Annotated in this window: 11 protein-coding genes; 4 read left to right on the forward strand and 7 right to left on the reverse strand. The window is 67.6% G+C overall.

Annotated elements, in window-relative coordinates; translation table 11 throughout:
- The first annotated feature begins 178 nt into the window (after positions 1–178).
- Positions 179–2,434, forward strand: coding sequence for a hypothetical protein (locus AMK33_RS34400; RefSeq protein ID WP_235618282.1), 2,256 nt, complete (start codon positions 179–181; stop codon positions 2,432–2,434).
- 32 nt (positions 2,435–2,466) lie between these two features.
- Entirely contained in the window at positions 2,467–3,489 is a 1,023-nt protein-coding gene (locus AMK33_RS34405) for a hypothetical protein (protein ID WP_235618283.1), read from the forward strand.
- A gap of 99 nt (positions 3,490–3,588) precedes the next feature.
- Here AMK33_RS34405 and AMK33_RS34410 read toward each other — a convergent pair whose 3' ends face one another.
- The 7 genes from AMK33_RS34410 to eccB all read right to left on the reverse strand — a co-directional run bounded on the left by AMK33_RS34410 (position 3,589) and on the right by eccB (position 10,893).
- The gene (locus tag AMK33_RS34410) at positions 3,589–3,891 is read right to left on the reverse strand and encodes a WXG100 family type VII secretion target (protein ID WP_073936943.1); all 303 of its coding nucleotides are present in this window, start codon (positions 3,889–3,891) and stop codon (positions 3,589–3,591) included.
- Positions 3,892–3,937: 46 nt separating this feature from the next.
- The gene (locus AMK33_RS34415; protein WP_073936944.1) at positions 3,938–4,279 is read right to left on the reverse strand and encodes a WXG100 family type VII secretion target; all 342 of its coding nucleotides are present in this window, start codon (positions 4,277–4,279) and stop codon (positions 3,938–3,940) included.
- A 61-nt stretch (positions 4,280–4,340) separates the two neighbouring features.
- Positions 4,341–5,540 (reverse strand): S8 family serine peptidase, encoded by a 1,200-nt coding sequence (locus tag AMK33_RS34420; RefSeq protein ID WP_235618284.1) that lies wholly within the window; start codon positions 5,538–5,540, stop codon positions 4,341–4,343.
- A 121-nt stretch (positions 5,541–5,661) separates the two neighbouring features.
- Positions 5,662–7,407 (reverse strand): hypothetical protein, encoded by a 1,746-nt coding sequence (locus AMK33_RS42570; protein WP_158075154.1) that lies wholly within the window; start codon positions 7,405–7,407, stop codon positions 5,662–5,664.
- A complete protein-coding gene (locus tag AMK33_RS34435) occupies positions 7,407–7,841 on the reverse strand; it encodes a hypothetical protein (RefSeq protein WP_235618285.1) in 435 nt (144 codons plus the stop codon). The genes AMK33_RS42570 and AMK33_RS34435 overlap by 1 nt, the downstream gene beginning before the upstream one ends.
- 239 nt (positions 7,842–8,080) lie before the next feature.
- Positions 8,081–9,343: a type VII secretion-associated serine protease mycosin gene (mycP, locus tag AMK33_RS34440; RefSeq protein ID WP_073936947.1), complete on the reverse strand. Its 1,263-nt coding sequence runs from the start codon at positions 9,341–9,343 to the stop codon at positions 8,081–8,083.
- A 14-nt stretch (positions 9,344–9,357) separates the two neighbouring features.
- Entirely contained in the window at positions 9,358–10,893 is a 1,536-nt protein-coding gene (gene eccB / locus AMK33_RS34445) for a type VII secretion protein EccB (protein ID WP_073936948.1), read from the reverse strand.
- A 219-nt stretch (positions 10,894–11,112) separates the two neighbouring features.
- On the opposite strand from eccB, the gene eccE reads away from it, so the two are divergent.
- Entirely contained in the window at positions 11,113–12,432 is a 1,320-nt protein-coding gene (gene eccE, locus AMK33_RS34450) for a type VII secretion protein EccE (protein WP_235618286.1), read from the forward strand.
- 5 nt (positions 12,433–12,437) lie between these two features.
- On the forward strand, positions 12,438–13,241 hold the full coding sequence (locus AMK33_RS34455; RefSeq protein ID WP_383459805.1) for a hypothetical protein: 804 nt from the start codon (positions 12,438–12,440) through the stop codon (positions 13,239–13,241).
- The last annotated feature ends 252 nt before the right edge of the window (positions 13,242–13,493 follow it).

The raw sequence follows: 13,493 nt of genomic DNA on the forward strand, positions 1-13,493 counted from the left end.
TGCTTCCCTGAACCGGAAACAGATCGACGGCCTCATCAAGGAACTCACGGACCAAGTGCAGTAGGTCAAGGGATCCGCAAGTCGTCCAGTCTGGACGGTTTCTGATCCGTCCGCTGCCGTCTTCGACCGTTCACGTCAACGCGCACCACGGGAACCCATGCCGACGTACCACGAGATCATGACGACCGACCTGGCCACGCTCACCACGGCAGCCGACGCCTGGGACGATATGGCCAAGGAGTTCGGCAAGCAGGAGAAGGCCTACAAGCGGGACGTGCACGGCATCTCCATGGGCCCCTCCTGGCAGGGACTGAGCGCGGACGCCGCCAACCGCCGCTTCGACACCACCCTCACCGAATACCAGAACGCCCAGACCGAGGCGAAAGCCATCGCCTCCCTCCTGCGCGACGCACACACCCAGTTCACCGACCTGCGGAGCAAACTCAAAACCGCCCGCCAGGAAGCCGTCGACGCCGGCATGAAGGTGTCCGACCAAGGCCGGGTCTCCTACGACACACAACTCCTGGACCAAGGCACCCGCAACGCCTACCACCACGACCCCGACTACCAGGAAAGCGTCCGCAAGAGCGTCCGCTCCTGGCAGGACCGCATCGACCAGCTCGTCAAGGACACCACCGACGCCGACAAGGGCGTCGAGATCGCCTTCAACGCCGTCGTCGTCGACTCGAACCTCCAGGACGGCACGTTCAACGGCTTCAACGGCCAGGCCAAGGGCGACATCGAGAAGTACGAGGCCGAGAACGCCGAGGACATCGCCACCCGGCTCGCGGGAGGCGAGAAGGTCTCCGCGACCGAACTCGCCGAACTCGACCGCGCCTTCCGCGACAACGCCGACGACAAGGTCTTCAGCCAGACCCTGCTGAAGGGGCTCGGCCCCGACGGCACCATCAAGCTGACCAACGAGCTGAACCAGCTCGCCTACGACGACGACAAGAAGCACAAAGCCCAGTACATGGAACTGCAGGGCGGTCTGGCCGACACCGTCGCCAAGGCCACCCAGGTACCCGGCTCGGTCGCCGACATGCCCCCGGGTTCGCAGAAGTTCAAGGACTGGCTCGCCAGTGACGACGGCCGCTTCTACCGGCAGTGGACGGAGAGCCTCGACAAGCACGGCACCAAGAACTACGGATCGAACCAACAGCCGCTTTACGGCTACCAGTCCTTCGTCAGTCTGATGCAGCACGGCGACGCCAAGTACGACGACCAGTTCCTCTACGAACTGGGCTCCGACTTGATAGCGGCCGAGAAGAAGGACTCCAGCATCTTCGTTCACTGGGGAGCCGGCCACGACGGCATCCGCGCGGATGCCCTCGACGGACTCCTGGGCGTCATGAGCAAGAACCCCGACGCGGCCACTGCCTTCTTCGATCCCGCAGGCAACGGCACCGGCTCCGATCGGGTGGCCAACGACCACCTGAAGTACCTGCTGAGCGAGCGTGAGTGGCCGCAGCACCACACCGTCACCCCTGTGAAGCTCTTCACGTCAGAAGACCCTTTGAGCCACACAGGGCTCGGCGCGGCACTGCAAGCAGCAACGACGGGCCACCCGCCCCTTCGGAACGGAGAAGACCCGTGGCCCGAGATGAAACACACCGAAGCCCAGACTCGTGTCATGACGTCCACCATCGAAGGGCTCGTACCAGCCGTCGACACGGACGAGGGCATCCACAAGAATCTGCGTCAGCCATTGGCCAACGCGCTGGGTGAGTACGGATCAGACATACACGAGATCCTTGCCGGTGTGGACATCGACTACATTCGCGCGTCCGGCGGCGACGGCTACTTCACCGAGGACGGTTCGACGCACCTGGCCGCCGATGCGAAGAGCCTTGTACAGGTGTTGCGTGGACTCTCTGAAGATCCTGCGGCGTACTCGACCCTGGAGAAGGCCGAGCTCCGCCATGTCAGCGCCGTCATGGGCACGATGCCGGAGGGAGCGGCCCGTGGAGACATCGACGAGAAGCTGGAGAACTTGGGAACCGGCATGGGCACGTACTCGGCCATCAAGGAAGACGTGCTCAATGATGAACGCATGGACAAGTACTCCGAAGCCGATTGGAAGATGAAGGCCGCATACCACATCATCGGCGGAGCGGTCACCCCCTTGTATGTCACAACAGGCCCTGTCTCCATCGCTTACGGTGACGCACTCCAGCGCGGCGTGGACACTCTGACCTGGGATCTCGGCAACTCCATGAAGGCGGAGGCGGACGCTACAGCGAATGCTCAGGTCGCGGACACATACCTCAATGCCAACCAGCAGGCTTCTTACATCGTCGAAGGCTGGGCGCAGGAGCGATCGGACATCGAGGCCAACAGTCCTGAAAGTCAAGCACTCACCACCAATATGCTTCAAGGTCGTGATCGGGGCGCCGAGACTGCCGGGAAGTATCTGACCGACACGACAAACTGACACCAGGCAGTGCGGAAAACACCTACACCGGCATGACCAGCCAATACATGGAAGACATTGTGAAACAGGCAAGGATCTCGGGCGCCAAGGCGACCATCGTCACTCTGTGTATCAGTGGCCTCCTGGCCGGACTGGGTGCGTGGCTGTACATCGATTCCCGCGAGGAACCGGACTTCTGCCGGCAACTGCTGCGGCACGAGCGCGTCTCCACGGCTCTCGGGGCAGAACATGAGTCCGGCTTGAGTTGCGCCGAACTCGGTGTCGCCATCGAGCGTGCGACGACCGGAGCACGGCCTGGACAGCAGTCCCTGGCCCAGGCTCAGGCGATGAAGGACGTGCTGGTGGCCATGGACGACGTCATCGGGGAAGATCCCGCGCCCCTGGACCAGCAGTTGACCGGCCCCGTTTCCGTGGCGTTGACCAGTTACGCCGAGGACATATCCGCCATCCTGGTGCCCGGTGACGTGGAGTACGTCCGCCATGCTCTGCCCTCCTATGAGGCTTGGAAGGACTCCGAGGGCGCGCACATGTCGGTTTCGCGTGATGCACTGGTACGCATCATGACGTCCCTTTCCGTCGATCCTGAGGCTTACGCGAATCTGCGTGATGCGGTGACCCGACAAGTGACTCAGAAATTCGCCACCGCACCCCGTAGCAAGTCCGAGGACGCCTTGTCTCCCTATCCCTCGATCACTGCATGGGCACTCGGCAGCATGGACGCCGTGGCACATGCCGCACGGGAGGAAACAGGCGAGGACAAGCGGGACTCGTGGGAGGAGAAGGTTCTTACCCGTCTGTCGTCGGGGACAACGGCGCCCGTGCCTTCTTTCGAGGACGATCCTGCCGGCCACCTCGTCGCCTCCTGGAAGGGGACCCTCCCCTCGGACTCGCCCGACGATCTCCTCGAAGTCCTCGAAGCGCAGAGCACCGAATTGGTCCGGGTGTGGACCACGGCTCTGGGTACGAGCAGCACGGTTCAGGCCTCTCTCGTCGACGATGCCCGTGACAGGGCCTGGTCCGCACAGCGTTCGACGCTGCGGGACCTGCGCGGCTGACGTCCGGGGGCGAAGACCGGCCCTTCTGTTCCGAGACGTACGACAGGGTGGACACCTCCCGCGCGTGTCCACCCCGTTCGTTCTCCTGGTGCGGGCCTGCTACATGAAGTAGCTGGAGCCCTTCAGGTCGCCGCCGCGGTAGTCACCGCCGGCGGTGCCGACCCGCTTGCCGATGGCGACCAGGGCCTCGTGGATGCCGGTGGCGTGGCGGTCCCACTCCTTGGTCTTCTTCGTGAACTCCTCGTACGCCTCGCCGCCCCAGCCCGCGGCCGCGTCGAGCACGGCCTTCTTGAGGGCCTGGAGGTCCTCCTCGAGCTTCTTGGCCTGGTCGCCGAGTTCGGTGGCGAGGGCGTCCATCGTGCCGTACTTGACGGCGAGTTCGTCGTAGTGGGCTCCGGACATGTTTTCCTCGTTTCGTTGAGAGCCGGAAAGTGGTCGGTGGCTCGCGTCAGTACTTGCTGAGGGCCGAGGTCTTACCGCCGAGGTCGTCCACCGAGATGCTGGCGATGTCGGCCTCGATCTGGCTCTCGAGGTTCTGCTTGTCCTTCTTGTTCAGCTGGATGCCCTCGAGGAAGTCGTCGAGCATCCGGCCGATCGCGGCCATGTGGTTGTTGATGTCCGTCTGCTTCTTGTCGAAGGCGATGGCGCCCTGGCCGGTCCAGTGCTTCTCGATCATGTCGATCGTGCCCTGGAGACGGGCGAGCGACTGCCTGATCGAGTCGTACCGGTCGATGACGTTCGTCTGGAGCTTCTGTACCTGGGCTTCATAGAGCTTGCGGCCGTCAGCCATGTCGGCGGTCCCTTTCGTGAGAGCGGTGGTGTGCTGGTTGGTTCCGGTGTGGTCGGTGGCCCTATGCGCTTCGGCGTGAGCGGTACACCGCGAAGGCCCCGCCGCCGATGACCAGGACGGCTGCCGCGGCTCCGAGGGTCACCCAGAGGGTGGTGTCGTCGGTGGTGTCCGCGTCCGAGGCGGCTGCCGGCGTCTGGCCGTCCGACGTTTCCTTGGAGTTCTTGGAATCCTTCGAGGGATCGCTGGACGGCGCGGTGGAGGAGGCGGCGACCGGGTCGCCCGCTTCGTCCAGGACTCCTGTGGCGTTCTCCTTCGCCAGGGGGTCGGTGGCGGCCGGGCCCGGGTCGTAGTCCTTGTTCTCCAGCACCTTGCGGGGGCGGATCAGGCCGTAGCCGAGGTACGTGCTCGGGTCGTCCCTGGCCCAGTCGCGGCCGGCCGTGTCGATGAGACTGTTCAGGACCTGGTTGGCGGTCCAGTCGGGGTGGGCGGACCAGATGAGGGCGGCGGAGGCGGAGGCGATCGCGGTGGCCACACTCGTTCCCTCGCTGGTGCAGTACGCGCGGAGCGTCTTGTCACACCAGGTAGGGACATCGAGTCCCGGAGCTGCCAAGTCGACGTAGTTACCATGCTCCGAGAACTTTCCGACGGTTCCGGACTCGTCCGAAGCGGCAACTCCGATCACATAGGGGTAGGCAGCCGGAAAGGCGATCGTCTCACCCTCCTCGGCATCATTGCCCGTACCGGCGAACATCAGCTTCCCTTTTTGGTGAGCATATTTGATCGCCTCACGAATATCCGGCCGAGTGATTCTTCCACCGAAGGACATGTTAATAATCTTGACGTCACTATCGGCAATTGCCCTGATCACGTCTGCCAAGGCGGGGGCTTTCTCCAACTCCGTTTTGTTGTCGAGGCCCGTAAGAGCAACTCGGTAGGGAACGATCTTGGCGTCGGGTGCAAGACCCTTGAGCGTGCCACCGGCACCGGTGCCTGCGATCAACTCCGCCATGCTGGTGCCGTGGCCGACGTAGTCGTCGGTCGCCTTGTAATCGAGACCGTTCGGGACGTTATCAGTGAGTATCTGCCCCCTCAACGAACGGGTGTCCGGATTCACCCCCGTATCGACAACGGCAACCTTGACCCCCTTGCCCGTGCTCACCCTCCACATTTCATCGGTTTTCATCGCCGACAGGTACCACTGCTGTGACTGGGTATCTGCGGCTGTTGCACCTGGCACCAGCCCCGTCGACAGGATGGTCACGGCGCCAAGCACTGAGCAGACGCCGGCACCCCATCTCCCGTACCGCCCCCGAGAAGACGCACTCCGCCTAACACGTCGGCTGAACCTTGACACCATCTTCTGTCTGTCCTTTTCAGTCCGGTCAGTCGGTCGCAGACGTGCCATCACGTCGCTCGCCGCGGCGCGAACGACCGGCGCCAGTGCTGCGGTTACTGAGAGGGCCACGTCGCACCTCGGAGCCTTCTGCGGAACGTCCGCCGCTCGTGGTGCCGGGAACCCTTCCATTGGACATGCCGACGACACCACCAGGGCTCCCGCCCGAGCGGCGGGGGGTCTGCCCTGTGTTCGGCGTCGCAGGAGGCGCTCCGATCACCCCGTGCTGACCGGGCCTCTGCCCGGTTGTACGTGGTCCAGGCGTGCTCTCGCCACCGATGACCGTGCCGCGCGGCGACTTGGAACTGTTGCCGACAGGCGCAACGCCAGTAACGGGTCGCCCGCCCACAACACCGTCGCCAGTACGCCCAGAGCCGACGCGGCCGGACGGTGCGGCACCCACGGCACCCACGGGGCCACGGGGTACACCTCCTACGGGCCCGGGCACCACTCCTGGCTTCGGCACTCCACCGACGATGCCACGCCCCACGGGCCCGGACCCCTGCCCCCCTACCTGACCGGGCAGGGCAGTACGTCCCATTGGGCCCAGAGGACCTGTTCCGCGGCTTCCCATCGGTCCCGGCGTCACCGCGTGCCGACTCTGGCCCACGGGGCCGGGCCCCATACGAGCTGCCGACCCATTGCCTGGCGTGCCCCCGACTCGTCCCTGGGCCGACGGAGGGATCTTGGCCGTGGGGACGCCGCCCTGTCCAGTAGCGCGCCCAACGGTCCCACGCACGGCCGGAGAGATCGCATTGGGGGCGATGGGAGGAACCGCCCCTTGCTGGCCGCCAGAGCTGGCCGTTACTGGTGGCGTGCCCGCGCTCGGTCTCACGGCCTCCTGGGGCGGCAAGGTACCGACATTATTGATCTCCGTACCAACTGACTGCGGAGCAAGAACGTCAGCACGTTGATGTGCTGGCAATTGCTCCTCCGGGCCCAGGTCCTTCGCACCTGTCACCGCTGAGGTGCGGGCAGAGGTCATTGGCTCATCCATCGGCGCCAGGGAGTCATGAGGAGTGGCCCCCTTGATCGGGTCGCCGCCATAAGGCAGCGGCTCCGGCACCCCCACATCCGGCATCTTCGGGAACACTGGCTCCTCGGCGCTGGCCATCGTGCCCGCCGACACCGTGTAGAACGATGCCAGCCGGTACATCTGGTTGATGGCCTCCTGACGGTGGCCCTCCGCCTTGACGGCGGCCGTGTACTCGTCGTTGCTGTCGACCCGCTCGGCCTCGGGGATGTCTTCCACGGCCTTGGGATCCGTGCGGCTGTCGCGCGGGGGCATGGACTTGCGGACGGAGGCGAGGCCGGAGCCGGCGGCCAGGACCTGGGTGCCGATGACGTCGGCGTAGTCGGCGATGCCCTCGGCCGTCTTGACGAGGCTGCCGGCCCAGTCGGAGAAGGCGGTGTGGGCCTCACCCTGCCAGTCGATCTTCCCGAGGTTGCGACTGAGTTCCCCGGCGGCGTCCTTGATGGCGTCGCGCGCGGCGACCAGGGCCTCGCCCGCGGAATCCACCAGCGCGGGATCGGCGGACTCGACGATGTCGATCATGTCGTTGAGGTCGTAGCCCTCGAAGCTCGTGGAGCCGAAGTGGAAGCCTCTGACCGAGGGGCCGCCGAAGGGGTTGACGATCCTCGTCATGTTCGTGAACGCGTCGAGTGCGCCGTTCTGTGCCAGGGCCTCCTGGCGCTCCTCCTGGTGAAGGTCCGGATTCTTCTTGTCGCCGCTCATCAGTACCCCGCGTCGGTGCTATCGGCCTTGTTGTCCCGCTCGAGGTGCTCGTTCAGCATCTCCTCGCGGGTCTGGTTGACCTCGGCCCGGATCTCGTGGAACCGGTAACGCTGCTCTTCCTCGACGTTGTCGAAGGTGACGTCGACACCGTGTACGGCGATCCGCATGGCCTCCAGTTGGAGCCCCAGCGACTTGGAGAGCGCGGTGATCCTCTCGTGGACCCGCTCGTACTCCAGGTGAAGCCGTTTGCCCTCCGGGAAGGCGCCGCTGCCGAAGGCGCTCTCCGGCAGGCTGTGGGCACTGACCTTGGGCACGCCGCCCGCCGACCCCTCGAAGGTGGCGAGCAGTTCGTCCACGCGCTTCTTGAACGTCGACAGCGCCATCACGCCGCGGCGCACATCCGCGCCGCCTCCGCCCATGTCTGCAGGAAGCACTACGCTTTCCCTCCCCGTTTTCCCCGTGTCGCGACCGGTCCCGCGCAAGTCGCCAGGCGCATCACACCGTTGAAGTGGTCATGGCCGTCATGACACCACTCTAGTTACTGACTCCGACAGTCCCAACTGCCATACGCGGCAACAGCGCCGTCCACTGGCATGTCTCCCCTCTTCCTCGCCCGGCGGACACGCTTGTCACAAGAGTCCCGGGCTTCCCGACATCGATCGAGCGATGTCCGTCACGTTGCACCATGGCCATCGCGAACTTCCGTACCACGGGCCCGCCTTCGCGCGTCCCGGATCGCCACCGCCGCTCCGCCGAGTCCCACCACCACGATCGCCGCTCCGACGGCCACGTAGGTCGCGAGGCGGGCGTTCCGTTCGTCGGCGGTTTCACCGAGCGGGAACTCGGCCGCCACGGGGGCCTCGGCCCTGGCCAGGCCCTCCTGCGGACGGGGGGTCTCGATCGGCCGGTCGTCCTCCGTCAGGGCGCGGACCGGGTCCACCACACCCCAGCCGACCAGGCGGTCGTGCCCCGCGATCGTACGTTCCGCGGTCTGCTCGATCTGGGCGACGATCTGGCGTCCGGTCCAGGTGGGGTGCTTGGCCTTGATCAGCGCCGCGACGCCGGCGACGTACGGCGCGGAGAAGCTCGTACCGTTGTCGGAGCAATGGCCTCCCCGGGGAACGGTGGAGATCATGTCGACGCCCGGGGCCGCCACGTCGACGAAGTCGCCGGACTGGGAGAAGGACGCGCGTTCGTTGTTGCGGTCGGAGGCGGCGACGGCGAGGACGCCTTCGTAGGAGGCGGGGTAGGTCTTCTTGACGTTGCCGCCGAGTCCGTCGTTGCCCGCCGACGCGACGACGACGACCTTCTGGGCGAGCGCCTCGTCGACGGCCGCTTTCAGGTCCGGGTCCGGTTCGACGGCGTTCGAGGTGTCCTGGGAGATGTTGATGACGTCCGCCTTCGCCTGGACGGCGTAACGGATCGACTCGGCGAGGGATTCGGTGTCACCATGGCCCTCCGCGTCGTTCTGCTGGATCGGGATGATGGTCGCCTCGGGGGCCAGGCCCACGAAACCGGTCTCGTCGGTGGGCCGGGCGGCGATGATGCCGGCGACCTTGGTGCCGTGGCCGACGGTGTCGGTGGTGCCGTTCTCGTCGCCCCGCTCGATGGGGTCGCCGTCCTCGTCCTTGAGGCCCTTGGGCAGGAAGTTGCGGCCGCTCTTCACGTCCACCGCGTCCTTCAGCTGCGGGTTCCTCACATCGACGCCGGTGTCGATGACGGCGACCCGGACACCCTTGCCCTTGGACTGGCTCCACAGCTCGTCGAGCTGGACGCGCTGGAGGGACCAAGGGCGCCCCGGGTAGGAGTCGTTGGGGTATTCGCACTGGTCGGAGAAGGAGTCCGCCGCGGCGGACGGCGGTGCGAGGGCCACGGGGGCCGTCAGCAGGACCGTGGCGACCGCAGTCCGGAGGAGGGGGAGGTGTGTGTGGCGCATGGCGGCGTCCCCTGTCACGAACCCTGCGGCTGACGTGCCGCCGCCGTGGACAAGCGGGGGCCTGTCGGAAGGAACGCGGACCAGGCGGCGGGGATCGGTGCGGGGTCCACGTCGGCGTAGCCGAGGCGCGTCTGGGCCTGCTGGGCCTCCTGCTCCAACCGCTTCCTCTCCTCGGCCGACATGCCGATGCCGGCATCGTCGGTCGCGCTGTCCGCGTTGGACTGCAGCACGTAACGCAGGCCGGTGTCGGTGACCAGGAAGACGGGGCCCGCCTTCGTCTCCGTGCCCTGGAACTGGCGGTAGAGCTGGCCGGACCCGGGGGTGACGTAGGCGCTGGAGGAAGCGGCGGGGAGGTCGGCGGGGAAGTCGGTGCCCGCCCAGGTGCTGAGAGTGGTGGCGCCGTTGCCGTCGACGTCGCGCAGGACGTTGCAGACCGTGTTGCGGCCGCCCTTGGTGTCCGGCGCCTCGTTGACCGCACGGGGGGCTCCGTCGGGCCAGTCGTGCTCCTTGCCGAAGGGCTCGCCCGGGACGATCGCCCCGGGGCTCGTCTCCAGTGCCTGCCCGGCCTGCCCGACCTGCGCCAGGTCCTTGCTGAACAGCAGGAGTTGGGCGACGAATGCGGAGACCGGCGCGACCCGTCCGGGCAGCACGACGTAGTACTGCTCCTTGTTGTTGTCGAACGCCTTGAGCACGGTGCCGACCCTGTCGGCCGACTCGGCGAGCTGGCCGGGGGCGTTCGCGGGGGCGCCGGGAGTGCCCTCGATCTCCGGGAAGGTGACCGGGTCACCCTCGTGCAGGGTCGCCAGCCACTCCCGGGACACCCTTTGGGGCTCGCGGCCGGAGCCGACGACCGTACGGAGCAGCAGTTCCAGTTCGTCGCCGGTGTCCACCTTGTCGACCTGGTAGGCCGTGCCGCCCGGATCCACGACGAAGCGTTTGCCGTCGGGGCCCACCACGTAGAGCAGTTCGCCGCCGGCCAGCTTCTCCTTGCCTTCGGTCAGCTTCCTCTCCCGGTCGGCGAGGACCAGCGCGGCCTTCTGGATGGACCGGCCGCCCGCGCTCGGGCGCTCGCAGACGACCCACCGCTTGGCGGCACCCGCCTCCTTCCCGGAGGGCAGGCGGTCGGGGGCGTACGGGATGCCGATGGTGACGCCGTGCGGGATCTTGCCGCTGTCCAGGAGCGACTCGCCGACGGTGACGACGTCGCCCTTGCCGGGGGCCAGGAGGAGCTTGGCGGACGCCATGTTGAGCACGGGATGCAGTTGGACCTCGCCCCCGGTCCTCAGCACGACGTACCGGGTGGTCGACTCGCTGGCGATGATCACCTTTTCGTTCGGGGTGTCCCAGCCTTTGGGCGCCGTCGGCTTGAGCATGCCCCAGGCGCCGAAGACGGCCATGACGATCACGCCGATGACGATCCCGGGCACGACACCGCGCAGAGGGCGCGGCGCGCCTTCCTCCGATCCTTGCGGGTACGACTGGACGAAGGCCGCGAGCAAGCGGCGCTTCGCGAAGGTGTAGGCGTTGAGCTGGTCCCGCCGAGATGCCATGGATGCGTGTCTCTCCCCGTGTTCCACCCGCTGTTCCGCACGCGTTCCGCCCGGGCGGCACCGAGGAGCGCCGTCCCCCGCCCGCCGCTGTCGGACCGGCCCCCTACTATGCCTGGTGCAGAAAGCTGTTCGGAGAGCGGGTAGGGTGCCCGGGCCCTCAAGGGCCTGGTGCGATGCTGGAATTCCAGCGAGTTGTCAGCAAATCGGGGGGACAAAGTGATGGCTTCCGGAACACGGGTGCCGGGCCGTGGCCGGACACGGGTGGCGCGCGGTTCCGCCGGATCCGGGGCGCCTGCCGCACGGCAGGTGTCCGCGCGAGGCGGTCTCCACCTCAAGGTGCGTACGGGTGGAACGGGTTCGTTCCGGCTGCAACGGCTCGTCCTGCTGGAGCTCGGGGCTGCCGTCCTTCTCGTCGGATGGGCGATCGGTCCCCTGGCCCTGGCGCCCGCGGCCGCCGTCGCCGTCGTCCTGGTCCTGCTGGCCTTCGTGCGCCGTCGAGGACGTTCCCTGCCCGATTGGATCGCCACGGCGAGGGCCCTGCGCGCCCGGCAGAAGAGCGCCGCGACGCTGGTGATACCACCTGGCATCGAGCCGGGGCTCACCCCGGCCGTGGAGTGCGATCCCAGTCTGCGCACCGATACCTACGTCGGTCCGGAACGACGGCCTGTCGGCATCGTCGGGGACGGGACCTTCGTCACCGCCGTGATCCAGGTGGAGGCCGACGCCACCGCCCTGCGGGCCGAGCGGAGCCGGCGGCCCCTGCCGCTGGCCCTGGTGCGGGACGCACTCGAGGTGGACGACATCCGCCTGGAGTCGGCACAGATAGTGCTGCACACGCAACCCGCGCCCGCGCTGCATCTGCCGCGTCAGTCCGTGGCCGTCAGCAACTACGCGCCGCTGCAGGAGCAGACGGGCGCTCCCGCGGTGCGTATCACCTGGATCGCGCTGAAGGTCGATCCGGAGCTGTGTCCGGAGGCGGTGGCGGCCCGGGGCGGTGGTCCGGTCGGCGCGCAGAAGTGCGTCGTGCGCGCCGCCGACCACCTGGCCAGCCGGCTGACCGGTGCCGGTTTCCGTGCCACGGTGCTCGACGAGGAGGAGCTGACCTCGGCGATCGCCACGTCGGCCTGCGCCAACCCGCTGGTGACGGCCGAAGCCGGACGGGCGGACCGGCAGGAGCGGCGCACCGAGGAGTCCAGCCGCAACTGGCGCTGCGACAACCGCAGGCACACCACGTACTGGATCCGCAGATGGCCCCCACTGGGCGGGGAGCGGGGGCCTTCCCTGCCCCAGTTCGTGGCGCGGGTCACGGCGGTGCCCGCGCTCGCCACCACCATCAGCCTCACCCTCACGCCCGCGGACCGGCAAGAGATGTCGCTGAGCGGCCACCTGCGGGTCACCGGGCGCAGTGCCGATGAACTGACGGCGGCGCGGCACGCGTTGGAGGACGCCGCCCGAGAGGCGGGCGCGGCGCTGGCGCGGCTCGACCGGGAGCAACTTCCGGGCGTGCTCGCCACTCTGCCCCTCGGAGGTGTTCGGTGACAGCCATGACGACACGGACCGCTGACGGATCCGGTGCGCCGGGAACGACGGGAGGCGCGCAGCCCTCGGCCGGAACACCGCGGTCGTCCGTCCGGCGGGCGCACGGCCTGCTGCGCACCGGCTTCGGCCTGCTCGGTCCGCGCCACGGACGGCACACCCTGTCCGTGGACGACCTCGACACCCTGACCCTTCCCATCGGGGACGACGGGGTCGTCATCGGCGTGGACGCCGAGGGGCAGCCCGCCGTACTGGGACTGAACCGGCCCACGCCCTACGATGTCGTGCTCATCGGCGGCCTGTGGACGGCCCAGGTTTTCGCACTGCGTGCCGCGGCGACCGGCGCGCGGGTCGCCGTGGAAACGGGGCGGGCACAGGCCTGGACCCAGTTGGTGCACGCGATGGGCGGCGGACAGAACGGGCTCACGGTGTACGACGTGGGGCGGGTGCCGCCGCAGGGCGCTTCAGCCGGTACTCCGGTGCTGGTGGTGCGGGATTGCGGGATGCGGCCGCCGCGGGGACGCGTGGTGTCCGGGCCCTGGCAGTCGGTACTGACACTGCTGCCTTACCTCAGCCCCGTTGCGCCCCGATTGCTGCGGCAGGCCCGGCTCGTGGGAGTGCAGCGGATATCGCCGGGCGAGGCCGAGGAGTTGAGCCGCGCGATCGCGCTGCCCCGGAGTGACGTCGAGGCCCTGCCGACCCTCGCCGACGGCATCACACTCTGGTGCGCCGACCGCGACCGGCAGTACGTGATGACGCAGCCGACCGATGCGGAGGTCGGGCTGCTGGGCACACCCCGACGGATGGACTGAAACCGTGGCCGATCGGCACATGGGCAAGGTGGGCCGTCGAGTTTCCTTTATGTCGACGGATTGACGCGGTATGCCGTTTCACCCGCGGTGTCGAGGTATTGAGAGCGGCGCCGTTGGACAGATTGTGACAGGGCGGGCGTGCATCGAACGGTGGACGGGCCTGCCGGGGTGCCGGTGGTGGTGATTAGGCTGGGATCGGGCGCGGTGCCTGACCCACGAGCCAGGTACCGGCACCCGAGGGGTAGCCGGTGG

It is taken from the genome of Streptomyces sp. CB02400, assembly GCF_001905725.1.
In the GTDB taxonomy this organism is placed as follows: Bacteria; Actinomycetota; Actinomycetes; order Streptomycetales; family Streptomycetaceae; genus Streptomyces; species Streptomyces atrovirens.